This is a genomic window from Psychrobacter faecalis (genome assembly GCF_016107575.1).
In the GTDB taxonomy this organism is placed as follows: domain Bacteria; phylum Pseudomonadota; class Gammaproteobacteria; order Pseudomonadales; family Moraxellaceae; genus Psychrobacter; species Psychrobacter faecalis.
Genome location: NZ_JABAST010000025.1, coordinates 1 through 25,631, shown reverse-complemented (window position 1 = coordinate 25,631; position 25,631 = coordinate 1). Strand labels below are relative to the sequence as shown.

Sequence of the window (25,631 nt, the reverse complement as noted above, 5' to 3'; positions counted from 1 at the left end):
ATATGGCATTACATCCTCTACATACATTAGTAGAACAACTAAAAGCACAACCGATTATATTTATCGGCGGTAAGGGCGGTGTGGGAAAAACCACTACTGCCGCCGCACTTGCCAGCTATTACGCAAGCCAGCAGCAAAAGACACTGATTATCTCAACCGATCCGGCCCATAGCTTGGGTGATGTGCTTAATATGCGGTTAAGTAACGAGAAAACAGCGGTAACGCCTTATCTTGATGCTATCGAGCTAAATCCTGACGTCATCGTCGATGCGCATTTTGCCCAAGTTGAGCATACCATCAGTGCTTATGCCAATCCCGATATGATGCCCAAAATTCGTGAGCATCTGAGGCTATCAAAATCAGCACCCGGTGCACAAGAAGCAGCGATGCTCGAGTCCATGTGTCAGCATCTCGTCTGCGCCGCAGATGCCAACTCTGATAAGAAGTATGAACATATCATATTTGATACCGCGCCCACTGGGCATACGTTGCGCTTACTCGTATTGCCAGAGATGATGGGCGCATGGACAGATGGGCTACTAGCACAGCAGCGCCGACAGGCAAAATTACGCTCAGTCGCAAACCATTTAGACAGCCACAATCAAAAGAGCAGTCAAAAAGACATCAATAAAAAAGATGTGCCAAATCCGTTTGCCCAAAAAAAGCCCGACCGCTGGGAGCAAGCGGTAGCCGTACTAGAAAAACGTAAACAGCTGTTTCGACAAGCAGGGATATTGCTTCATGACCGTAGCCAAACAGCGATTGTATTGGTGATGACTGCCGATGTGCTACCACTGGCAGAAACCAAACGCGCTATCGAACAATTGGAAGAGAGTAAACTCACACCAGCCGCGATAGTTATCAATCAGCTGATAGTACCCACGCAGTCAGATGAATTTTGGCTTCTTCGTGCCAAGAGGCAACAGCGCTTGCTGCAGGATATTGAAAACAGTTTCTCCAAGTATCCACTGTATCCAATCTACTTGCAGCAAACAGACGTACGCGGTACTGAAGCATTAAGTATGCTGTTACGCCCACCATCGTAAAGGTCGCTTGAAAGCCATATGTTTGAAAAATAAAAGAAAGCGACGGTTAACACTTAACGCTCAGGCTTATATAACTGTAATTTACTTGCCAGTGACCACGCCATATCTGCACGTAGTAGCTGAGCCTGTTCAGATTTACCGCTACTAAGTGATGACCATTGCGGTTTGCCGCGAGCTTTTTTAAGCTCACTGGGTAATTTATGTGGCGGCCACGGCGTCACGACACTTTCTTCATTATCGTTACTTAGGTTGTCGTTATTTGAGATATCAGCATCGTTTTTTGCGCCGCTATATATCAGTTGGGTGGCATCGGTTGCTGCATGACCACGATGACGCAGTGCGGTGAGCAAATCTATCGCTCGCGTGGCGAGTAAGGTTAGGGTGGCAGGGTCGATATATAAGCGCTTTACGCCAGTGATTTTATCAGCGATGCTACTGGTATTGGATAATAGCCCGCCTGCGATACCACCGATGGCAGCGCCCAAACCTAACGTTGTACCGAGTGCCGCCGCATCAATGCCCAAACCTAATAATGCGCCCGCTGCTGCACCCGATGTCGTGCGAATACCATAGCTTTTGAGCAGTTCAGGGTCAAACGGGTCTTGCTGATAGGCTTGTAACTCAAGCGGCGTTGCTGCCACGGCGTTATCATAAAATTTATATAAGTTAAGCAGGCTATTTTGCATTGCCCGTTCACTCTGCCTGACCGCTTCTTGCATTTGCGCAAGTACGGGCATTGGATCATCATCTTCACTAATTTCACGCACAAAGGAGGCAACATTTAATAAAAAATCGGCAATGATGATATTGGCCTCCTCATAGAGCTGTGCCCAGTCCTCCGTACGGCGTACCATGAGTTGCTTAAGCATCTCAGAATGGGTGAGCATGATGGCAAGATTTTGCCATAAGCGCATCTCATCTTTAAATTCGAAAGCCACGGAATCAAAGCGCGTTGAGATGTGCAAATTACGTCTTGCCAGCATCGTCTGCCATGCGTCGATATTGGCATCTTGACTGTCAGTAAAGTTAAATACCGGCATAACCGGTATCGCCGCCCAAGATAAAATAGCCAGCTCATCTTTATACTTACCGAGTACCGGCTCACGCGCATCGACAACATAAATAGCCATATCACTTGCCAGCAGCTGCCGAATTACTTTGGCTTCTTGGCTATAGTCCTCATTGCTACCATTGCTAGTTAGCGCATCGCCGCCTTGAGCAATGTCGGCTGCTAAAAACTGCTGCAAGCGCTCAATACCATCACGGCGACTGGCAGTATTGTCTTCTAGCCAATCCATTAATCCTGAAGCATCTTCTAAACCCGGTGTGTCATAAAGCACCACCAATACTTCGCCCGTTTGGCTGTCGGTCAATTTTGCTTGCTCGACATGGCGGGTGGTTGCTGCTTCGTTTTTCACTTCCCCAAAATAAACATCGCGTAGTAACGTGCGCAGTAGTGACGTTTTACCTGTATTGGTATGACCAACGACTGCTAATTTGAGCGCTTCGCCACTGGCAATGGTTTTTTTAGAGGCATTATTATTAAAGGCAGTATTAACCGATAGCGCTTGATCATCTGACGCTGGTTTATCCAGCGATAGCTCTGTATCAACATTCACATTTTCATTTTTCAAATCAGCTTCTGAGTCGCGTACGGGCTCATAGGCTTTATCGGCGAACAGGCCGACAGCTTTGGCATTATCTTGATGGTTGCTTTGATTATTATTGTCATTGTTCATAATAGAATCTTATTATTAATATTATTGAGTATTGATATAACAGGACGTAGCCAAGCTAAACCAAGCCAATTTTCCGAGCAGCAAGGGCGGTCTGCCACTGCTGATAACGAACGTCCTGATTTTCTGCGCTTTGGATTTCTAAGTCTTGCTCTTGCTCGTTGGTGTTAGCGGTGTTGGCATCACTGAGTAGTTGTACAATAAGGCCGTCTGCGGCATGTTCGGCAATACGATCAAGTTTACGCAGTGTACCTCGGTCAGGTAAAGCCTTGCTATGTATACCTAGTAGCACTTGAACCGGATGGCTGTCCAAATAAGTCGTTAAGCGCTCCATATCATCACGGTCGTCAACAATACCGAAGTTCTCGACATTGCTAATGTTACTATTACTATGGCTACTTATGTCGGCATTCAGTCCTGATTGCCACCAATGATCCTGCTGTGATGGGTATTCAAGTAGAGCAACCAGTTTTTTACCAGTACTGACTGTCGCTTTTGGCGCGACAGGAGCGGGCGCTGCCTTAAAATCATCTTCATCGACCACATGACGCTGCCAAAAGTTTAGAATCTTTTGATAATACGGCTGCTTGATATCCAAACGCATTTTTTTACGGCGGAACATCAAGGCGCAAAATGTCCAAGCAATCGCCCTTGGTACAATGCCGTACATCAGCAAGCTACCGACCAATAAGCCTGCCCATTGCCGCGCCATCGATAATGGCATGGCATCCGTCACCAAACGACTCTGCACGATAGCAGCACTGTCCGGCACGGTAAATCCAACTTTGCTTGGTAACCAGCCGAGTATTTGAGTCAAAGTGATCAGCGCCTGATCAGAGAGTAATGTCGACTCCCAACTAAAGCTATACTGGCGCACAATCAACAAAAATATGATCGCAAGCAGCATACCAGTCAAGGTAGCGAGCCACAATTGATGGCTAAAGCGCCCCAGATACCAACGCATACCGCTGTGTTGTAATTGACGCTCGTACAAATCAACCGCCGCTTTGGTGACATCGTCCTTACCGCGTATCAGATAACTTGGACTCACAAAACTGGCAAACCAATTTGACGACTGCTTACCTTGATTAATCAAAGTCATGACTAGCCAGCCTAAGAGCATGATGGTATGAAACCCAAGCAGACAAACCAGCACATAAAAGAAGTTCACCACATTGGTCTGCAGCAAGGTAAACAGCCCCAAAAACCCCGAAATGCACCACAGCACACTCATAACCAGCATAATACCTTTGATGCGCCCATCAATTTTACCAAGCACACGTGCCAGCGCACCGTTACTATCGATACGCGAGGCGCGGCGATGCAACTTTTGAATGGGCTTCCCATCCTCACTTTGCAGCTTTTCTGTGATAAGTAGCGGGTCAGTGGCAAAGACATGCTGCTGCGTCTCAAGCGTTCGTACCAGCTCAGTCAATTGGTCTTGGGGCGATAGCATAGGGCGATGACATCCGTATAAAGGCGTTGGTTAAATTTAAAAGGTTAAGATTAAAGGTTAACGGCAGTTAGACATCTCAATTGATAGATGTCGAGTATTTACCCGTCAGTGATTATTGTAGCCTATATAGAATAGCGATAACTTCTATTATTCTTAGCGTTTTAGCATAGTAAATGTAAAGTAAATACGCCAAAATGAATGCAAGAATGCATATATATGATAATAAGGAGTGCTTTGTGAATCAAAAAAACTATTTAATCATTGGCGCTAGCGGTGGTATCGGCAAAGCGATGGTTAAACAGCTGATAGAGATGAGTGCTAATAATAAAAGCAGTGGAAAAATATTTGCCACTTATCATACAAATCAGCCTAATTTTGCGGCCGATAATTTGTATTGGTTACCGATGGATGTCAGCGATGAGAAAAGTATCGAGCAAGCCATTGCTGATATTAAGCAGCAAACTACTCATATTGGTTGGGTGATTAATTGTGTGGGTCTATTGCATACGCCGCATAATCAACCAGAAAAAGCGCTACGACAATTGGAGACGGACTTCTTTTTACAGAATATGCAGATTAACGCCTTAGCCAGCCTGCTGATTGCCAAGCATATCAAGCCACTACTGGCTAAAGCCGAGCGCAATGCGGATAAGCCGGCGATTTTTGCGACCATATCGGCTCGGGTTGGTAGTATTAGCGACAATCAGCTTGGCGGTTGGTACAGCTACCGTATGAGTAAAGCGGCACTAAATATGGGTATAAAAAATTTGAGCATTGAATGGAGTCGGTCGCTAAAGGATGTCTGCGTGGTCGTCATGCAGCCAGGCACCGTCGATACCCAGTTATCATCGCCTTTTCAGGGCAATGTGGCTGACGAAAAGCTGTTCTCGCCAGCTTATAGCGCCGAGCGTTTACTAGAAGTACTTGATAGGATGACTTCCGCCCAATCTGGTTGTTTTGTCGATTGGGCAGGTGAGTCGATAGCTTGGTAAAAAATTGGTAAAAACCCAATTTATAAAAACAAAAACGCGCTGAACTATTTATACGCTTTAACATTAATTAGCGACAAATAAATCCATAAACTCATTGACTGGGGTTTGCTCTAAGCGCTTTTGATCATCACATAGCGCAAAAATATCCGCGCAGCGACTGTCAATAAAGCGCGTTGCCAAGCTTGCTCGAAACTTTGCTTTGAGTACTGGGATGCCTTCGGCACGGCGGCGCTTATGACCAATAGGATATTTGACAGCGACTTTATCGGTACTGCTGCCATCTTTAAAGAATATCTGAATGGCATTGGCAATCGAGCGTTTATTTGGGTCGTGATAATCTTTTGAATAATTGGCATCTTCGACGACCACCATCTTACGGCGCAGCCCATCAATCAAAATATGATGCTGCTCGTGATAATCATCTTCATAGTTCTCTGCCATCAAGTCACCCGTCAATAAAGGCACCGCAACCATATATTGCAAACAATGATCACGATCGGCAGGATTAGCAAGTGCGCCTTCTTTGGAGATAATTCGAATGGCTGAATCATGCGTGGTCAGGACGATTTTTTCAATCTCATCGATTCTATCATCAACCATAGGATGCAAAATAACCGCTGCTTCACAAGCGGTCTGGGCATGAAATTCGGCAGGAAAGCTTATCTTAAATAAGATGTTTTCCATCACATAGCTACCAAACTCGCGCTGAAAGGTAAAACGGCGCTCGCCTGCAGGTTTGAGTGCTAGGTCTTTATTGGTATGGCTAAACAACACATCATAAAAGCCCCATTGCGGCGCGGTTAAAGCTCCCGGGATGCCCATCTCGCCGCGGCGAGTGATATCGACTAAGCGTACCGCACGACTGGTGGCGTCGCCTGCCGCCCATGATTTACGGCTACCAGCATTGGGTGCATGACGATAGGTACGCAGCGCTTGACCATCGACAATCGCTTGCGAGATCGCCGCCATGATACGCTCGCGTGGTAATTTATAGAGTTTGGCGACCACCGCCGTTGAGGCGAGTTTGACGAGGAACACATGGTCAAGCCCGACACGGTTAAATGAATTGTCTAAAGCAAGCACGCCTTGAATCTCATGCGCCATAATCATCGCTTCTAATACGTCGCGCATGGTGTGTGGGTCTTTATTATGGCTGACGTTTTGCTGACTGATATAGTCCGCCACTGCTAAAATTCCGCCTAAGTTATCTGAGGGATGGCCCCATTCGGCCGCAAGCCACGTATCATTATAATCAAGCCAGCGCACCATACAGCCAATATCAAAAGCGGCTTTAATGGGGTCGAGTCTATGAGGCGTACCAGGCACGCGCGCGCCGTTAGGAGTGATTTGATCGGCGCAATCGGGTCCGAGGTGTTTGGTACATTCAGGAAAACGCAGTGCCAGCAGTCCGCAGCCTAGGGTGTCCATCAGACAGTGGCGAGCCGTATTCCAAGCATCGGCACTATTGGGCGAGTCGTTATCGATAGAGTAATTGAGCACATAGTCGGCGATTTTTTGAATTTCATCGTCATACTCTGGACGGATATTGCTCTCTACCGTAGCGTTTTGAGTCGTAGACATAATCGTTACCTCTTCCTTGAGTCCAATATTGGAGCGATTGATAAGCGACATGATTTATCAATCAGTGATGCATCAAAAATAACATACTCAATATCGAACAACAGTGAAGTCGTGTAAGACTGTTTTATCGTTTCATAAGTTACACCATGAGATAAACCAAACCGACAATGAATAAAAGTGCCAATATTAATAGCAAAAAACTGAGAATACTACTCACCATTCCCGAGCTTTCTTTTTTCACCTTTACTTTTTTAATGACAGGTAAAACCATGGTGACATGCTCGATACCGTCTTCAAGGTAGCGTTCACCTTCAACGATAAATCCAAGTGATTCGTAAAAGTTTAGCAAATAAGTCTGCGCGGAGATGATGATGGTTTTTTTACCATACTTTTTACGGCAGTATTTGATGGCTTCAAGCATCATTTGACGGGCAACGCCATAGCCGCGATGCTCTGCTAACACCAAAACCCTGCCAATCGCCGGTATCGGACCTGACGGATTAACCGAGGATCTTTTATGATTAAATTGCGGCGGAATGATGCGGCAATAGCCAATCAAGGCTTCGTCTTGATGGGCGACCAGATGCAGACAATCAAAATCCACCTCGTCCATGTCTTGATACGGGCAGTTTTGCTCGACCACAAATACTTGTGAGCGCGCTTTTAAAATATGGTAAACATCAACGGTAGTCAGCTCATCAAAGGTTTTTATAGAAAATTCACAGGTCATAGTCGGCTAGCTTTTAACGATTTAAAGGGTTTTTTAATGTCTTAAAGACTGAGCATTATAACGATTTCGCCCTATATTAACTATTTAAGGTTTGACTGATTTTATCTAAATTCAAACTATCGGACATGGCATTGAATATCTCATAGTATTTACCGTGATTGGCATAAAGCTCCTCATGCGTGCCAGTCTCCATCACACGGCCGTTTTCAATCACCACCAAATCATCAGCATCGATAATTTGCGAGATATTGTGCGAGACAATAATCACCGTACGGTCTTTTTTAATTAAATCTAGACTGTGCTTAATTTGCTGGGTGGCAATGGCGTCAAGGCTGGCGGTTGGTTCATCCAAAAATACGATCGGTGGGTTTTTTAAAAACATCCTTGCCAGCGCGATACGCTGCTGCTGACCGCCGGAGAGTAGTTTGGCTTCACTGTCATAGCCTTCAGGCATACCAACGACTTGCTCATGAATAGAGGCTTGTTTAGCCGCGTCGATAATCTCCTCGTCAGTGGCATCCATCGCCCCATAACGAATGTTGTCGGCGATCGTCCCTGAGAAAATATGGTTCTTTTGTAGCACTAAGCCGATTTGCTCACGCAAGTCATGGGTGCTGTAGTCCTCTAAATTACGCCCATCGAGACAAATGGTGCCGCTGCTTGGGTCATAGAATTTGACCAATAAATTAATAATCGTGCTTTTACCTGCGCCACTTAATCCGACCAAAGCGGTGATACGATTGGGATGAATATTAAAACTCACATCATGCAGCGCCTGCTTGCCATTGGGGTAGGAGAAATTGACATCTTTTAGCTCGATATGACCTTTTAAATCGGTACATTTGACTTTACCTTCGTTTTCAATTGCTTGGTCATCGTCCAAGATATCAAAGAAGCCTTCGGCATAGGTGAGGGCATTATTAATTTGGTCGTAAATGCGGTGCAATTCGCGAATGGGAGCAGCGACGTTTTGAAACAGCAGGATATGGAACATAATGGCGCCAATGGTCATCTGTCCGTTGAGCACAAAATATGAGGTTAGGACAATAATCGCCACCACGCCGATTTGCTCGATAAAGGTTTTGCCAGCGTTATACATAAACGCAATACTGCGAATACGTAGCTGATTGGCGGTCATATCCTTTTGGATGTCCCAATGCTTACCGGACTCAATCGGCTCGCGCACAAAGGATTTAATCACCGTGATAGAGTCAATAATCGAAATCACCAAGCCGCTTTTGGTCTCGCGATATTGGCGCATTTGTTTGCGAAACCCTTGCAGACGGTTGGCTTGGCGCTGACTGACAAAAAAGTAAATCGGCACAATAATCAAACCGACCATACCGACCCAAAAATTGGCGTTAAACATAATGATTAATGACACGATAGCACTGGCAAACAGCGGCAGCATGTCAATAAAGAAGTTTTGTACCAATTGCGTGAGACTGCTGACCCCCAAATCAATGCGGGTTTGCAGCTTACCGCTGGCGTTCTCGTCGCTGGTATAAAACGCCATTTTGTAAGACAAAATACGGTCAACCACCTTTTGTGACAAATCACGCGATAGGTTAATACGGATACGCTCACCAAAATAGCGCTGACCAAAGGTAATGATGACGTTAAGGACTTCTTTCACCAATAAAATCACGCTAATGAGCGTCAGTAATTTTATACCTTCTACCCATGGGTCAGGTAAACCAACAATATTGGTCAAAGTATCGATGGTATATTGCAAGACAAAGGCATTCACCTGCGCGGTAAACGACCCAAGCACTGTCAATATTAAGGTTAAAATAAAAAGCCCGCGATAGGGTCTTGCAAACTCTCCGAGCCTTTTTAAAATCGACCACAGCAAAGCCCCCCGTTCCTTTTTTTTGGTGGGCGGCTTGATGTCTAAAGGAACACGGCGTGGCGGAGTACTCATAGGGTTAAGGCGCTATTTAATTTGATATTGGCATGTATTAACTGCTTATTATTCATAATAATAAGCGACCACCAGTATAAAGACTTTAAGCAGTATCTTAAACCTTGTTACCTTTAATTTTCTTTTAAGTTCGTTTCCTAAAAATTGTCGTTATTAAAAAGCATCCGCTGGTACAAAAACTTCACCAACCATAATACGGCGAGCAGAGCGGCTCATGGAGACTTTTTTGGCTTGCCAGCGTCCGTTCACGCGTTCGGTTTTACCGCCGACGAGTAGCGTTCCTGATGGATGCCCAAAGCGCACTTCACCTAATTCGCTACCACCTGCCGCTTCATTGACTAGTGTACCTTGCGTCGTTGCTGCTGCGGCAATCGCCACCGCTGCCGTACCCATCATCGCATGATGTAATTGTCCCATACTCATCGCGCGTACGACTAAGTCAATGTCTGCTGCATCAACGGCTTTGCCACTTGAGGCGCTATAACTTTGTGCAGGGGCAACCCAAGCAATCTTTGGAATATGTTGACTACTTTGTGCTTCACTGACGTCTTTAAATAACCCCATCGCAACGCCACCTTTGGCACGGATTTCCTCTAACTTAGCTAAGGTTTCGCTATTACTATTGATGTCGCCTTGCAGCTCAGTACCGGTAAAGCCCAAATCAGCGCTTTTCATAAAGATGGTTGGGATACCGGCACTGATAAAGGTGGCCTTGACGCTATCGGTATTTAGACCACAGCCAGACACATCAAAATCATCGATTAGGTTGCCCGTGGGGAACATATCGCTTGATGAATCTACCGGGTCGATAAATTCAATCTTTACTTCGGCAGCAGGAAAGGTCACACCGTCTAATTCAAAATCGCCGGTTTCTTGCACTTGTACCTTGCCTTGTGCATCTAAGTAAACAGGCACATGAGCGATAATGGTTTTACTGATATTTTCTTGCCAAATGCGTACTTCGCAAATGCCACTCTCACTACTGTCATCAATACTATTAGTAACTTTATCAGCATCAACTAAGCCCATATTGATAGCACAAGCACCAACTGCTGCGGTTAAATTACCGCAATTTCCCGCCCAATCTATCATAGGTTTGGCGATATTGACTTGCCCAAACAAGTAATTGACATCGTGATCTGCTTGCTTGGCTTTAGATAAAATCACCGTCTTTGAAGTGCTAGAGCTACCATTACCCAAGCCGTCAATTTGCTTGCCATAAGGATCAGGACTACCAATGACCCGCAAAAGGAAATTATCGCGCGCCTTGCCAGCAACTTGGCAGCGCTCTGGTAAATCAGATAGTTTAAAGAAAGTACCTTTTGAGGTGCCGCCGCGCATATAAGTGGCAGGGACGGAGATTTGTGGGGCAAATTTTGGTGTGTTTTCTAAAGTTGATTGGGTCATTTCTTATTCCTTATATCTGTTTATGAGGATGAGAGTCGTTAATACACTATTTTTGTAGTAAAATGCCACAAGGATTAATATTTTGAATATGGAGAAAGTTATGTCCACTGCAAGCATACGTCTTAACAAGGCGCTGGTTGATAAAGCCTATGCGATATCTAAAGCACAACATCGTACCCCGCCAAAGCAAATAGAGCATTGGGCTACCATTGGACAAATTATGGAAGACAACCCTGATCTGTCTTACGAATTTGTTCGTCAGCTTTTGATTGCGCAAGCAGAAGTTGATGCTGGTATGGTTGAACCCTACGAATTTGGATAGTTTACTTTGGATAAACAATGACTCAGTCTTTAAGTGTTATTCAATCGCATAGTTTTAAAAAAGCCGTTAAAAAATTGCACAATAATCAGAAAGCTGATTTAGATGATGCTTTACGTGCCATCATTGACCATCCTGATATAGGTGTGCAAAAGGTAGGTGACTTATCATCAGTACGAATTTATAAGTTTAAAATGCTAAAGCAGTTAACGTTATTGGCTTATCAAATCGATGATGGTCAACTTGTCCTTACCTTGTTAATGTTTGGCCCACATGAGAACTCTTATCGGGACGTTAAATTAATACTTTAATGCTCGTTATAAAGCACTAGGCTCATTATTTTTCATATCTAAAGATTAAAAAGCCGATGCCGTATAATTTATACAACATCGGCTCTTTGATTACTCAAAATCCATGCGGATTACGCAATATCTAGCGTGCCATCGATAAACTCTTTGGCAAAGCGTTGTAGCATACCGCCAGCGTTATACATTTTGACTTCATCAGCGGTATCTAAACGGCAGATAACAGGTGCTTTATCGACGGTGCCGTCTTTACGATGAATCACTAACGTCATCTCACCACGAGCAGATACTTCGCCTTCGATATCGAATATTTCAGTACCATCGATATTTAAGGTATTGCGATTGACCCCTTCTTTAAACTGCAAGGGGAGCGCGCCCATACCGACCAAGTTTTGACGATGGATACGTTCAAAATCTTCTGCAACCACGACTTCAACGCCAGCCAGACGTACACCTTTGGCAGCCCAGTCACGGCTTGAGCCTTGACCATAGCCGTCGCCGGCGATGATGATCAGCGGTTGCTCGCGGTTCATATAGGTTTCAATCGCTTCCCACATGCGCATGACCTGACCTTCTGGCTCTACTCTAGCAAGTGACCCTTGAATTACGTCACCGTTCTCGTCGCGTACCATCTCATTGAGCAATTTAGGGTTGGCAAATGTTGCACGCTGCGCCGTTAAGTGATCGCCGCGATGAGTCGCATAAGAGTTATAGTCTTCCGCAGGCAGGCCCATGGTATCAAGGTACTCGCCAGCAGCCGAATCGCCCAAAATCGCGTTAGACGGTGACAAATGGTCAGTGGTGATATTATCGCCAAGCACCGCCAGTGGACGCATACCTTTTAGCTTATTCATCGCCGCCATTTTGCCTTCCCAATACGGCGGACGACGGATATAAGTGGTCATCTCGCGCCAGTCATACAGTGGGCTTAGCGCCTTGCCGGTGTCTTTTTTGGCTTCATCAAACATTGGGATATACACGGCGTTAAATTGCTCAGGCTTCACCGCTTTGGCGACGATAGCATCAACTTCATCGTCATCAAACCAGATGTCTTTTAAATACACGTCATTGCCAGCTTGATCTTTACCTAACGAATCTTTTTCGATATCAAAGCGAATGTTACCGGCGATAGCGTAGGCAATCACTAATGGCGGTGACGCTAAAAATGCTTGCTTAGCATACGGGTGGATACGACCATCAAAATTACGGTTGCCCGATAGTACAGCGGTGGTAAATAAGTCACGGTCGATGATTTCTTGCTGGATATCAGGATCAAGCGCGCCACTCATACCGTTACAAGTAGTACAAGCAAAGCCAACCACGTCAAAACCGATTTCTTGTAGCTCAGGCATCAGGCCAGCTTCTTCTAAGTACATCTTGACCGTTTTTGAGCCAGGTGCTAATGACGATTTCACCCAAGGCTTACGCAATAAGCCTTTTTTATTTGCATTACGGGCGACAAGGCCAGCAGCAACCATATTGCGCGGGTTTGAGGTATTAGTACAGCTGGTAATCGCGGCAATAATCACTGCGCCATCTGGCATTAAGCCATCTTTTGGTTCAGGTAGCTTATCACCCTCACCGTGAGCAATGCCTTTAGCAACCAAGTCAGTGGTTGATACGCGCGCATGCGGACGTGAAGGACCTGCCATATTACGAACGACTTTTGATAAATCAAACTCAAGAACGCGTGGATAAATGGCATGTTCCATGCCATCAGCCCACAAACCAGTTTGCTTGGCATACTGCTCGACCAGTCTGATTTGTTCTTCACTACGGCCCGTTAGACGCAAATAGTCGATAGTTTGCTCATCGATATAAAACATCGCAGCGGTCGCGCCATATTCTGGGGTCATATTAGAGATAGAAGCACGGTCACCGACGCTTAATTGGCGTGCCCCTTCACCGAAGAATTCGATATAAGTAGATACCACCCCTGCATCACGCAAGAACTCGGTCATTGCCAATACCAAATCGGTACCAGTAATGCCTTTTTGCAATTTACCCGTTAATTTGACACCAACGTAATCAGGCAGGCGCATGTATGAAGGATTACCTAGCATGACGCTCTCAGCTTCAAGCCCGCCAACACCGATTGAAATCACACCCAAAGCATCAACCATCGGTGTATGGCTGTCTGTACCAACTAAAGTATCGGCAAATGCTACCTTCTCGCCCGCCTTGTTTTGAACCACCTGAACCACAGGCGACATTTTCTCTAGGTTGATTTGATGCATGATGCCGTTACCAGGCGGTACCACGTTGACGTTATCAAAGGCGTACTGGCACCAGTTGATAAAGTGAAAACGGTCATCGTTACGGCGCTCTTCGATGGCGCGGTTTTTCTCAAAAGCGTTTTCTTCAAAGCCTGCATGTTCAACCGCTAGTGAATGGTCGACAATAAGCTGAGTCGGTACGATAGGGTTTACTTTTGATGGGTCACCGCCTTGCTCAGCGATAGCATCACGTAGACCTGCCAAGTCAACAAACGCAGTCTGACCTAAAATATCGTGGCAGACGACGCGAGCAGGATACCACGGAAAATCGAGGTCTTGCTTGCCTTCAATATGCTGCTTAAGGGCTGCGGTTAAGTCTTCTGGTGGGCAGCGGCGTACCAAGTTTTCACACAATACTTTTGAGCAGAACGGTAGTTTGTCATAGGCGCCAGCTTCGATATTTTCAATCGCTTCACGGGCGTCAAAGTAATACAAATCAGTATCGGGTAATGGTTTTTTAAATTGTTCATTCATCGGTTGTACGAGGGCGTTGTCCATAAGTCACCTTTGGCTGTTGGCTGGTTGCAATGAGGCTAAAAAGGGGTAAATTTTTTTAGTAAAAGCGTCAAAATAAAATCAGACTTTGCTAAAAAAACTTTTAAGCGTTAATTTTTTAAACATTGAAGGTAGGGAGTTGTAGGGCGTGTCTTCAGCTGTTTTACTAAAAATGAAGATGAAGATGAAGATGAAGCACACCCTACAAACATATTGTTTTAAGAAAAATTATTATTTCAAGACGAGTTAACGCGCACTCATCTCTGGTACTGGGCGCAGCTCTTCACCGGTATATTCCGCACTTGGGCGAATGATACGGTTATTCGCACGCTGTTCAAACACGTGTGCAGCCCAGCCGGTTAGACGCGAGCAAACAAAGATTGGCGTGAACAGTTTGGTTGGAATGCCCATAAAGTGATAGGCAGAGGCATGGAAGAAATCGGCGTTACAGAAGAGTTTTTTCTCGCGCCACATCACTTCTTCACAGCGAACTGAAACAGGATAAAGCACTTCATCACCAACATCGGCGGCTAGCTTCTCAGCCCAACCTTTAATAACGACGTTACGTGGGTCTGATTCGCTATAGATAGCATGACCAAAGCCCATGATTTTGTCTTTACGCGCCAGCATTGCCATCATCTCTTCTTCAGCTTCGTCGGCTGATGTAAAGCCTTCAATCATATCCATCGCCGCTTCATTGGCGCCGCCATGCAAGTGACCACGTAATGAGCCAATCGCGCCAGTGATACAAGAGTGGATATCAGATAGGGTAGACGCACACACGCGCGCGGTAAAGGTTGAGGCGTTAAACTCATGCTCAGCATAAAGAATGAGCGATACGTTCATAACTTTGGTATGCAGCTCGTTTGGTTTTTCACCTTTAAGCAGATGTAAGAAGTGACCGCCAATCGTATCATCATCGGTTTCGGTTTCGATACGCACATTGTCGTGGGTAAAGCGGTACCAGTAATTGATGATTGATGGGAATACCGCTAGCATGCGGTCGGTTTTATCGTTCTGTTGTGAGAAGTCGGTTTCCATCTCAAGGTTACCAAGCATTGAGCAGCCGGTACGCAATACATCCATCGGATGGGCGTCCGCAGGAATACGCTCAAGCACATCTTTTAATGCTTGAGGTAAGCCGCGTAAACCTTTCAATTTAGTCTGATAAGCATCAAGCTCACTTTGGGTTGGCAAGTTGCCATAAAGTAGCAAATAAGCCACTTCTTCAAAGACGCATTTATCGGCCAACTCTGACACATCATAACCACGATAGGTTAGACCTGAGCCTGATTTACCGACCGTCGATAGTGCCGTCTTGCCCGCGACCTGACCACGTAGACCTGCGCCTGACAATACTTTTGTTGATTGGTTCTGTGCTGCCATATTAAATTCCTTTTGTTGGTAGCTCTTTTTGAGTTAAAAAATAAAGATGACTAAAAGTGAATAAGCAAAACCAAAGGTAGATGATTTTGCTTATGGTTGACTTAATGCTTATTTACTATTGGCAAACAGCTTATCTAGCGTTTGCTCAAACTCATGATAGTTTAAGAAGTCATAAAGCTCCATACGCGTTTGCATGGTATCGACGACTTTCTCTTGCGTACCATCATCAAGCAGATGCTGATAAACGTTTAGTGCCGCTTTATTCATCGCACGAAACGCTGATAAGGGATACAGTACCATATCAACCCCAACGTCATATAACTGCTCAGTGGTATAAAGGTCGGTTTGACCAAACTCAGTCATATTGGCAAGCACTGGAATATCAAGTACGTCGGTAAACTTACGGTACATCTCAATATCAGTCAATGCTTCGGCAAAAATCATGTCAGCACCAGCCTCTTGGAAAGCAACGGCGCGCTCAACCGCTGCATCAAGCCCTTCAACAGATAGGGCGTCTGTACGAGCCATGACCACAAAGTCTTTGTCTGTTTTGGCATCAAGTGCCGCTTTTAAACGATCAACCATCTCAGAGATACTAACGATTTCTTTATTTGGGCGATGTCCACAGCGTTTTTGCGCCACTTGGTCTTCGATATGCACCGCTGCAACGCCAGCTTTTTCCATTTTTTTAATGGTTTGAGCGATATTGAAGGCGCCGCCGAAGCCAGTATCGATATCAACCAATAGCGGCGTCTCAACTGCATCAGTAATACGGCGTGCGTCTTCTAAGACATTATCAAGGCTGGTCATCCCTAGATCAGGCAGACCAAATGAGGCATTGGCCACGCCCGCACCTGAGAGATATAGCGCTTGATGACCGACTTGGGTTGCCATCATCGCTGTATAAGCATTGATTGCGCCGACAATTTGTAATGGTTGGTTGTTATCATTTTTTTGTTTTATTGCACTGCGAAAGCGAGCGCCAGCTGAAGAGGTCATATCGTCGTCCTTACGTGGAGGGTAATCTTATCGTGTGATGAAGGATAAAATTGTTGTGCTTGATTATACCCAATTATCCATGTCTGCAAAGCGGTGTTTCTCAAGCTTATATTAAACTTACTTTAAACAGTGATTACTTATATTAAATATATTCAATTGTAGAATAGTAATATCCATTTTTTAAACCTTTATCATAATAGTTATTCATATTACTAAAGTCGTCATCTTTACCATATTAATTAATTTACATTTAGTTACAAATAGCTGGGTTTTTTGTCAGTCAACTCTTAAAAAAAATAATCACTTAACAATAAAAAGCCCTCATAGCAGGGCTAAAAGGGCTTTTTTTACTTCTATCATAGAATCTTAATGGTAAATATTGCTTAACCAATAAATCCTGCAAGGTTAGCAAGGAACAAGAGCGCAAAACCTGCCAAGAATATCAGACCTGCAATGGATAAAGCGTTCATACCCATTGATAGTTTTTTATGGTTTTTAACCAATGAATAATTAAGCCAACCAAAAATAGGCGCCGAGACAAACGCCGATATCATCGCAAACTTAAGCATCACCCCTAATTGTCCGGTAAAGAAAGTGATAATCACCAATCCGCCACCAATCGCATAAGTGGTCCAAAAAGCGATTTGTTTTTTATTAATCTCACTTTGACCTTTAATCAAACGCCAGCATTCGGCATTGGCGCGGCCGTAACCATCAGCGCAGGTAATCGTGGTGCCAAACATGCACATAAAGGCGACGAAGGCGACCAGTAGGCGTGACCATTCGCCAATGGTGGCGGTATACATGTTAATCAGCTGATTGATATAAGCGCCGCCGACCAGTTCAATCTCTTGACCCGAGCCATATTGTACGAACACACCTAACGCTAAGAAAAACAGGGCTAAAATAGCCGACACTGCGTAACCAACGTTAAAGTCTAACAAACCTTGGCGGTGAGTGGTGTTGTCGGTTTTTCTTTTGGCTGACGTCCACATCGAGGTAATCGCTGCAAACTCAAGTGGCGCTGGCATCCAGCCCATCAGTGCGACAATGAAACCCAAGGTCGCAAGATTCCAAGGAGATGCGGCGACAAAATCTGTCACCATAACCGTTGGCTTGCCAGCGGCAATGACCACCGCGGCGACCGTTGCTGTGGTCAGGGCAATCATAATCCACTTGGTCACGCCATCGAGCAGCTTATAGTGACCAGCAATCAAGAAGAACCATGATACTGCTACGATAATCATCGACAAGCTCATGGTTGAGAGCTGAACAGAGGCGGGCAGCATAAAACCTAAGATAACCGCTGCTATTAGGGACACCGCACCCGTACTAATCACCGCTGATAGGATGGAGAGAATAAAGTAAATCCAAAGATAGGCCTTTGAGCGTTTGGCATAGCCTGCGATCAAACTCTCGCCCGTATCATAAACATAATCGGTGCCGAAGCGAAAAAACGGATATTTAAAGACGTTGGCTAAAATAATCATAATCGCCAGCTGCCAGCCATATAGCGCGCCCGCCTGCGTCGATGAAATCAGATGCGAACCACCGATAGCAGCAGTCGCCATTAATATACCGGGGCCAAAAATCCGCCAGCTAAATCCTTCTTGCTGGGGAACAGCGTGCCCAGTTGCGCCATCGTCGGTGGCGCTTGGAGTGTTGAGTGGTTGTGTGGTCATGAATACCTCGAAATGGTTAAAACGGCAAAACATCACTTACCTGTGTCAGTTTGCCAGTGATCATGAGAGAAACGGTTTATACAATATATAGCAGTTAAACTATAAACATAAAACGATTCATCTTGTATCGACTTTAGCATACTGCTGCTGAGCAAGATAAGGATTATTTTAATTATTATTACTAATAGTTTGCATACCTATTCTTGATGGTTAGCATAATAATTTATGAATATCAAGGGTTAGCGCCAAGTTTTTTTTGCCGGTTCTTTATACCATAATACGCTGCCGATAGCTGCCATTTCGCACGATTTAGAGTGCTTCACGGTACTTTCGTGCACTTTACCCTTGCGAGGTAAAACTTTGCTTACGATAAGTGATACCACGGCGCTCATAGACTTGATAAATCGCGCTAAGCAAGTCGGGGATTTTTGGATGGATAAAGTCTTTAAGGGTATGCAGGTAGATAGGAGAGGTGGCATTTTCATGCAATAGGCGACGATAAACGATCTGCTCGGTACGCACCGTTTTTAGGCTGGCAGGGACTAAAGTAATGCCTTCGCCCGCGGCAACCAAACCGAGCGCCACTTGTAAATCACTGACGGTGGTGGTCATAAATGGTGAAATACCATATTGGGCAAATAAATGCAGCAAAGGCTCAGTGACTGGCTCAAAAGAAGGCTGATCGTTAGAAGACTTAATAGGTATCGCGGTCGTCGAAATAGGCAGATGGGTTTGATGGTATAAAATCAAGCGGTTATTTGCCAAGTCAATCAGACGCTGCTCATCGCTATCGGCGAGCGGATGTGCTTTAGGCAGTGCTACCAGATAACGCTCATGCCGCAATAGTATTTGCTGAATCCACGGATCTTGATGCGCAAAACGCCCAAAGCCAATATCAATATCACCGCTTTTTAAGGCGTGAATTTGCTGATAGGAACTGATGTCCTTGAGATTGACCTCAATATCAGGATGAGACTGCTTTAGCTTGGCGATAACCTCAGGTAATAGCCCGTACAGCACCGATGGTACAAAGCCAATATTTAAAGCCGCACTTGGCGCCGATAAGCGCTGGGTCATACTGGTGACGGTATCAATCTCTGTCAGAATGGTGCTGATTTTATCGTAAAAAAATGCACCCGCTTCGGTCAGGTGGAGCGGTCTATGATAGCGGTCGATTAATTCTACGCCCATATCGGTTTCAAGTTGCTTGAGCAACCGGCTAAGCGTCGGCTGTGACAACCCCGTCTTGCTAGTAGCGGCGCTAAAGCTTTTAAGATCAGCGATAGCGATAAAGGCATTGAGCTGTTTTAGATCCATATGATGATACTCACCTGTTTATGACGCTCATTTAATCAGATATGTTAGCTATTTTATGTAAATAGCAGCGACCCAGCTAAAATTATACTTGAAGGATAGGGAGTGACACACTATATTGTGTGGCAACGATAGTGTTACAATTTAGCAAACAATTGATGTAAATTAGTTATATAGATAAAACGTAAAAAATCATTTATACCTTAATTTTAGCAATCATCTAATTTTTGTGGCATTCACTGTTCTGGTATCTCTTCATGAGCGACAAAAAAAGCAAGAAAAGCACTGATCTAGAGGCAAATTTGGCTAAAATCGCTAATGCTAAGCCGCGTAGACGCTCGCGTAAAAACGATATCTATGAGCGCTTTATCACGCGTGTCGAAAATGTGGACAGCAATGACAATGAAGATGGCGAACAAGCCAGTAGTATTAGCGGCAACGGCAACGGCAGGCTCGCACTGCTAAAAAACGCTGATAAACTGTCCTCATACGAGCCTTTGAGCGCAGCAGAGCTAGAATTGTTCGCCAGCCAGCAAGAGGATTTTCAACCAGAGAGCAGCCTACAGCGAACGAGCAGTAAAAGTACCGGCGTTCATTTGAATTTCTTTGATGAAGATGAGCGTCTAGAGGTAAGTGGTACAGCAAGCAATGAAGCTGACCTACCTCATGATGCTATGGTAAAAGAAAAAGCCTCCTTTTCCAGTACAGACTCTTTAGATGATGCCAAGCACATTTCTAAAAACCATTCTAAAAACGATGAAAACATTCAAGATCATGATTCTAAAAGTACTAATGAGAACATAGATAACGACGGTTTGGTAGTACAAAGTCCAACCGCATTTACCCTCTCAAAAAATAAAAAGCTGGCAAGTAGCAAAAAACCGCTCATTATTGGCATGATAGTGGGCTCATTATTCATTGCTGCGGTGGTACTGGCCCTTATTTTTACGGGGGCCTTATCAACGTCAACCAAAGCGCCTGCACCTGTATCTAAGGTGGTGGCATCTGATAACGCTGGCACGTCGAACGGTAGCAATAACAGCGAGAGTAATACCATAAATACAGCAAACAATAGTGCCTATAGCAGCAATCAATCGACGGTAGATACCCAGCCCAATATAGCAAACACTGACGTCAAAGGGGCTAATAATAAACAAGCCGCTGCTATCAATGATTCAGAAGATGAATCGACGCCTGAGCCTGTGATCACATACGAGGACTTTAGACAAGAGTCGCAAAGTACCTTGTATCGTGAGACTAATGACTAAGCTGAGATAAAAGGGGGTTTGGTCAACAAGTTTGTGTTTTGATACCGTTTATCTGTTAATTCTTACGCTCATCCTAAAAATCATTGCACAATCTTCACCGTATTTGCCGCAAAAAACGCTAACCATAGACGGCGGCCTTCATCATTAAAGCGCCGTACCGTATCAAAACACTGTTGCCGTGCCGTCTCATCTACTAAAGGCGCAGGTAATAATGGGTCAAATATCACACTGCGGATAGCGGCATCGCCAAGCATAAATACCTCGCGCAAAGCCGTATCCGCGCTCAAATTATCCTTATTCGCTAACCATTCATTCAATTGAGCAGACATCTCTTTATAGTGTGTTACCAATTGCATATCTGACCACAGCGCCAAAGCCTTTTCTTGTCTTAACGCATCAAAATCACCAGCCTTAAAGATGATGGCTTCTTCGTCTAATCCCAAATTTAATAGACGTTTGCGCACGCCATTTATACCGCCGTGTAGATTATTTGGGCGTATATATAGTCCTTTATCCAGCTGGCGAAATCCTAATAAGGATAAAGCGCGGTCACGAGCGCGGAGTATTTTGCGATCGCTGCGCGGCAAACCACCTGTTGCTACTGCTATCCACGAACCGTCTGATTTCATAGTTTTTGTATTGGACGTATGCCATGAAGCCACATCATCGCCTAGTTTTTGTGCTTTAGGGCCTAATCGATAAGTCGCAGGTGCGATTGCCTCAGCAAGCTCTGCTTGGACTAAGCGTGCCATAGTGACACGAATGCTGTTTTCTGTGATACCAAATACCGTGCCTGCCAAAATAGCTTCACTAATATTAAGAGTATGGTTATCCGCTACCGTTAACAAGCGCATAATGAGCAGACGGGGACTAGGGTTATTCATATTACATTCCTTGACGAAATAAACAGTATAATGTAATACTAAGCGTTTTAAAATAGTATATATAAGCCAAAATCAAGGAAGATAGCAGTTATGGCAGCGACAAATCAATTTAATACGCATGAAGTCAATAATCAACCTTTTACGCTTGCGAACTATAACGCTTGGCTCACAGATATAGCTCTGATGGAAGCGGTCGCGCGCGAAGGAGCAGGGTGGGCGAAAGATCATTTAAGCGAGTTTGGCGCTCGTACTGGCGGTGATATGATGGGTAGTGGATTTTTAGCCAATGAAAACCCACCTAAATTAAGGGCGTTTGATAGTTATGGTCGCCGCTTAGATGAAGTTGAGTTTCATCCAGCCTATCATGAGCTTATGACGGCTGGCGTGAAGTATGGGATGAATAACTTTGCCTGGCGCAATGAAAACCGCGAAAGCGCCCATGTAGCGCGCGCTGCTGTAATGTATCTAGGCTCGCAGCCCGAGGCAGGTTTTGGTTGCCCGATGTCGATGAGCTATGCTGCCATTCCTGCCTTACGCCATACGCCGCAAATTGCAGAGAAATGGCTACCCAAGCTATTATCGCAACAATACGATCCACGTAGCTTGCCGATGGAACAAAAACTCGGCTGTACCATGGGTATGGGCATGACTGAAAAGCAAGGTGGCTCCGATTTACGTCGCAATACCACGCGAGCAACACGCCAAGAAGACTGTACTTATGAAATTATCGGTCATAAGTGGTTTTTCTCAGCACCAATGTGTGATGCGCATTTGGTGTTAGCGCAGTCTGAAAACGGTCTAAGTTGCTTCTTAGTGCCGCGTTTTCGTCCTGATGGTACAAAAAACGCCGTTCGTATTCAGCGTCTTAAAGATAAGCTTGGCGACTGGGCAAATGCTTCATCAGAAGTCGAATTTCATGGCGCTTTTGGTGAATTGGTTGGCGTCGAAGGTCGCGGCATTGCCACCATCATTGAAATGGTGGCGCTGACTCGTTTGGACTGCATGATTGGTTCTGCTGCCCAAATGCGTCAAGCGGTTGTACAAGCCATTCATCACACCAGTCAGCGTGAAGCCTTTGGTAAGTTACTCATTGACCAGCCGATTATGCGCAATGTGATTGCTGACTTGGCGCTAGAGTCGGAGGCGGCATTGGCGCTGACGATGCGCATCGCGCGCGCGGTAGGCATGATAGAAAGCGACCCGCATGAAGCCGCCCTTGCACGCATTGCTACCGCGATTGGCAAATACTGGATATGCAAACGCACGCCCGTGCTTATTAATGAAGCGCAAGAGTGCCTAGGTGGTAATGGTTACGTTGAAGAAAATATCATGCCGCGTCTCTACCGCCAAGCGCCCTTAAACTCCATTTGGGAGGGAAGTGGCAATGTGCAATGTCTAGATGTGCTGCGCGCTTTAAACAAAGAACCTGAAACCCATGATGCGCTATTCGCCGAGCTACAAAAATCGGCTGGCAAAAACCTGCATTTTGATGCCGAGCTTAGCCTATTAGCAGGACGCTTTGATGGCATTGAGACCTTAGAGTTTCGCAGTCGCTACGTGGTTGAGCGCTTGTCATTGATGCTGCAGGCGTCAATTTTATTATCAAGCGCTCATCCAGAGATTGCAGAGGCATTTTGTCGTTCACGGCTTACAGGCGAGCATGGACTTGCCTTTGGAACATTAAGTCTTGATGCGCCAATAGATCTGCTGATAAAGCGCGCTGCTGGCGCAACCGAAGCATTGCAAAACTTGCAGCAAAGTTTAGAGCAGTCATTAGCGGCAACAATGACTGATAACGAGAGTGTGATTGGCTAACGTTAATAAAGACTGGAAAAGATAAGATGGTTTCGAGTATAGAGATTTTATAGTTAAAGCCATGATGCGGCACAACAAATAGCATTGTGTGGCATCAGCGGCTTTTTAAATTCTTATCCTTTAACGAAAACCTCTTAATAAGAACCTATAGCTAGCAACCCTTCTATAATGCTTATTTAACTTATGGCTACCTAAATTTAGGTTCACGATTTAAAAGAGTTAATTTTCTATTAAAAACAATGACCTATAGTTAATATAAAAATAAGTGGTTCATGAACCTTGGTATGTGACATAGCCTGAGTACAACAACTTTAATTTAAACTATTAGGAGTCTCAACTGAGACACTGAATTACGCTAAAAAATCAAGATGATCGTTCATTCATTCTCCTAGCTTTTTTATTTAAGGGGGTTTTTCATTACAAAATGAGAAAACCAGCCATACTGAAAAAGTAGCGATATTAGCACAATTCTTGCTGATTGCTTCTTGGTTAGAGTGAATAAATCATCATTTATATCAATGAATTATACTTCTGATTCTTCAGTAGATACTTGAAATGAGTATTTGAGTTTTTCATACATGGCAAAGCACTTTCACTACTTGGCTTTTGTAAAGCACTCTCTCTTTATAATTGACCTCTTAAGCTGATTTGCCTGCTAGTCAAATTTAGTGCCGAACAATATTGAGCTACGTTTGAGGCACGAGGGCTTCGCTTTTGATATAAAAATATCTTGTACTTTTTGAAACTGACTATCTAAAGCAATACCATTTGAACGAATAATATTACCTATTAAAAAGCCTCTGTCATAAATATAGACAATGCCTTTACCTTTATCCCAATAGGTCACTCCTTCAGGCAGTATAGGCGTAGAAAACATGCCATCACTTGACTCTATTAATAAACAACCCTCTATTACAACCAATCGTCCACCGACCCCCATGTCTAACTGGGGTTCCTCAGGATCAAAAGGGTATGTAAATATATCTGCATATGTCGGTGTTAATATATTAGAGATATCCTCTATTTCAGTCTTCAGGACTTTATTCTCACTAGTGGCTTTATTCATCATGTTTTTTGAAGGTGTCATACAACCTGATATTAAGATTGCTAAAAATATGATTAAGTATTTTTTAAGCTTATGGCTGTCCTTATACACTGTATTCATCTGAAATATCATCCTTAAATTTATTAGCATATGTTTACTAAATCAGCCTAAACCCTTGTATATAATCAGGACATCATCCGAATTATAAAGAGGTACAGCGCCGTGAAAAACCGTAACTATTACATTTATAAAAAGCCTACGATTAAGCTCAGCATGGGTATGCTTGCTTTAGGCAGTTTACTGGCAATCGCTGGTTGTAATAATAGCTTGGTTGACAATCAACTGATAAAAGCGGCAGCCGAAAAACCTGTAGTTAGCAAGACTGAGAACCCTTCAACCCCAAAGACTGATAAGAACTATATCGCTGCTGACGACTCTGCTTCAACGCCTGAAGGTATCAAGCAAGTCGTTAATGCCAACAATCAATTCGCTATTGATCTGTATCAGCAGATAAATAAGCAACCTGCACAATCAGATAAAAACATCTTCTTCTCGCCCTATAGCTTGTCCACTGCCATGGCTATGCTCTATGCCGCAGCAGAGGGTGAAACAAAGCAGCAAATCCAAAAGACCTTTCATTATCCAACGCCAGCTATCCTTAATCCCAATAGGGCCGCGCTCTACAATCAATTTAATAAACCCAATTCAAATTATGACTTAAGCACGGTTAATGACTTATGGATACATCAAGGCTTGAGCCCCAATCAAACTTATTTGGATACGGTGCAGCGCTATTACGGTGGTAAAGTCACCACTCTTGATTTTAAAAACAGTCCTGAACCTTCCCGTCAGACTATCAATAAGACCATTGCCAAACATACCAAGCAGATGATTCCTGAGCTGCTCGCAAAAGATAGTGACCCCTGCCGTCAATCCCGTATATATAAACTTGGGAGATTTTGATTACGCAG

20 protein-coding genes are annotated in these 25,631 nt (G+C 44.5%); 7 read left to right on the top strand and 13 right to left on the bottom strand.

Going from position 1 to position 25,631, the window contains the following annotated elements; genetic code table 11:
• Positions 1–2: 2 nt before the first annotated feature.
• The gene (locus JFC07_RS08855) at positions 3–1,046 is read left to right on the top strand and encodes an ArsA family ATPase (RefSeq protein ID WP_198328876.1); all 1,044 of its coding nucleotides are present in this window, start codon (positions 3–5) and stop codon (positions 1,044–1,046) included.
• 53 nt (positions 1,047–1,099) lie between these two features.
• Here JFC07_RS08855 and JFC07_RS08850 read toward each other — a convergent pair whose 3' ends face one another.
• Positions 1,100–2,785 carry a GTPase/DUF3482 domain-containing protein gene (locus JFC07_RS08850; RefSeq protein WP_198328875.1) on the bottom strand — a complete coding sequence of 562 codons (1,686 nt, stop codon included), beginning with the start codon at positions 2,783–2,785 and terminating at the stop codon, positions 1,100–1,102.
• 55 nt (positions 2,786–2,840) lie between these two features.
• Positions 2,841–4,238 (bottom strand): DUF2868 domain-containing protein, encoded by a 1,398-nt coding sequence (locus JFC07_RS08845; protein WP_198328874.1) that lies wholly within the window; start codon positions 4,236–4,238, stop codon positions 2,841–2,843.
• Between the two features lie 236 nt (positions 4,239–4,474).
• Between JFC07_RS08845 and JFC07_RS08840 the strand changes: the two genes are divergently transcribed.
• Positions 4,475–5,230, top strand: coding sequence for an SDR family oxidoreductase (locus JFC07_RS08840; RefSeq protein WP_198328873.1), 756 nt, complete (start codon positions 4,475–4,477; stop codon positions 5,228–5,230).
• Between the two features lie 63 nt (positions 5,231–5,293).
• On the opposite strand, the gene JFC07_RS08835 is transcribed toward JFC07_RS08840, so the two are convergent.
• From JFC07_RS08835 to prpF, 4 genes are all read right to left on the bottom strand, one after another.
• Positions 5,294–6,811, bottom strand: coding sequence for a bifunctional 2-methylcitrate dehydratase/aconitate hydratase (locus JFC07_RS08835; RefSeq protein WP_198328872.1), 1,518 nt, complete (start codon positions 6,809–6,811; stop codon positions 5,294–5,296).
• A gap of 139 nt (positions 6,812–6,950) precedes the next feature.
• Positions 6,951–7,541, bottom strand: a complete 591-nt coding sequence (locus JFC07_RS08830) for a GNAT family N-acetyltransferase (RefSeq protein WP_198328871.1) — start codon at positions 7,539–7,541, stop codon at positions 6,951–6,953.
• A gap of 76 nt (positions 7,542–7,617) precedes the next feature.
• Positions 7,618–9,465 carry an ABC transporter ATP-binding protein gene (locus JFC07_RS08825; RefSeq protein WP_068404733.1) on the bottom strand — a complete coding sequence of 616 codons (1,848 nt, stop codon included), beginning with the start codon at positions 9,463–9,465 and terminating at the stop codon, positions 7,618–7,620.
• A gap of 153 nt (positions 9,466–9,618) precedes the next feature.
• Positions 9,619–10,872: a 2-methylaconitate cis-trans isomerase PrpF gene (gene prpF / locus JFC07_RS08820; protein WP_198328870.1), complete on the bottom strand. Its 1,254-nt coding sequence runs from the start codon at positions 10,870–10,872 to the stop codon at positions 9,619–9,621.
• A gap of 100 nt (positions 10,873–10,972) precedes the next feature.
• On the opposite strand from prpF, the gene JFC07_RS08815 reads away from it, so the two are divergent.
• Positions 10,973–11,194, top strand: a complete 222-nt coding sequence (locus JFC07_RS08815) for a TA system antitoxin ParD family protein (protein WP_068404729.1) — start codon at positions 10,973–10,975, stop codon at positions 11,192–11,194.
• A 17-nt stretch (positions 11,195–11,211) separates the two neighbouring features.
• Complete coding sequence (locus JFC07_RS08810; RefSeq protein ID WP_198328869.1) at positions 11,212–11,502, top strand: type II toxin-antitoxin system RelE/ParE family toxin; 291 nt, start codon at positions 11,212–11,214, stop codon at positions 11,500–11,502.
• A gap of 110 nt (positions 11,503–11,612) precedes the next feature.
• Here the strand turns inward: JFC07_RS08810 and acnD are convergent, their stop codons facing one another.
• The 5 genes from acnD to JFC07_RS08785 all read right to left on the bottom strand — a co-directional run bounded on the left by acnD (position 11,613) and on the right by JFC07_RS08785 (position 19,651).
• The gene (acnD, locus tag JFC07_RS08805; RefSeq protein ID WP_198328882.1) at positions 11,613–14,246 is read right to left on the bottom strand and encodes a Fe/S-dependent 2-methylisocitrate dehydratase AcnD; all 2,634 of its coding nucleotides are present in this window, start codon (positions 14,244–14,246) and stop codon (positions 11,613–11,615) included.
• Positions 14,247–14,513: 267 nt separating this feature from the next.
• Positions 14,514–15,653 carry a bifunctional 2-methylcitrate synthase/citrate synthase gene (prpC, locus tag JFC07_RS08800; RefSeq protein ID WP_198328868.1) on the bottom strand — a complete coding sequence of 380 codons (1,140 nt, stop codon included), beginning with the start codon at positions 15,651–15,653 and terminating at the stop codon, positions 14,514–14,516.
• A gap of 108 nt (positions 15,654–15,761) precedes the next feature.
• Entirely contained in the window at positions 15,762–16,652 is an 891-nt protein-coding gene (prpB, locus tag JFC07_RS08795; protein ID WP_144297896.1) for a methylisocitrate lyase, read from the bottom strand.
• 383 nt (positions 16,653–17,035) lie between these two features.
• Entirely contained in the window at positions 17,036–18,334 is a 1,299-nt protein-coding gene (locus JFC07_RS08790) for an NRAMP family divalent metal transporter (protein WP_198328867.1), read from the bottom strand.
• Positions 18,335–18,673: 339 nt separating this feature from the next.
• Positions 18,674–19,651 carry a LysR substrate-binding domain-containing protein gene (locus JFC07_RS08785; RefSeq protein WP_068404719.1) on the bottom strand — a complete coding sequence of 326 codons (978 nt, stop codon included), beginning with the start codon at positions 19,649–19,651 and terminating at the stop codon, positions 18,674–18,676.
• Between the two features lie 254 nt (positions 19,652–19,905).
• Between JFC07_RS08785 and JFC07_RS08780 the strand changes: the two genes are divergently transcribed.
• Positions 19,906–20,916: a hypothetical protein gene (locus JFC07_RS08780; protein WP_102076571.1), complete on the top strand. Its 1,011-nt coding sequence runs from the start codon at positions 19,906–19,908 to the stop codon at positions 20,914–20,916.
• An 80-nt stretch (positions 20,917–20,996) separates the two neighbouring features.
• On the opposite strand, the gene JFC07_RS08775 is transcribed toward JFC07_RS08780, so the two are convergent.
• On the bottom strand, positions 20,997–21,800 hold the full coding sequence (locus JFC07_RS08775; RefSeq protein ID WP_102076572.1) for a PaaX family transcriptional regulator C-terminal domain-containing protein: 804 nt from the start codon (positions 21,798–21,800) through the stop codon (positions 20,997–20,999).
• Between the two features lie 90 nt (positions 21,801–21,890).
• On the opposite strand from JFC07_RS08775, the gene JFC07_RS08770 reads away from it, so the two are divergent.
• A complete protein-coding gene (locus tag JFC07_RS08770; protein WP_102076573.1) occupies positions 21,891–23,615 on the top strand; it encodes an isovaleryl-CoA dehydrogenase in 1,725 nt (574 codons plus the stop codon).
• Positions 23,616–24,270: 655 nt separating this feature from the next.
• Here JFC07_RS08770 and JFC07_RS08765 read toward each other — a convergent pair.
• On the bottom strand, positions 24,271–24,780 hold the full coding sequence (locus JFC07_RS08765) for a hypothetical protein (protein WP_068403484.1): 510 nt from the start codon (positions 24,778–24,780) through the stop codon (positions 24,271–24,273).
• A gap of 102 nt (positions 24,781–24,882) precedes the next feature.
• Between JFC07_RS08765 and JFC07_RS08760 the strand changes: the two genes are divergently transcribed.
• Positions 24,883–25,623: a serpin family protein gene (locus tag JFC07_RS08760; RefSeq protein WP_227678287.1), complete on the top strand. Its 741-nt coding sequence runs from the start codon at positions 24,883–24,885 to the stop codon at positions 25,621–25,623.
• The last annotated feature ends 8 nt before the right edge of the window (positions 25,624–25,631 follow it).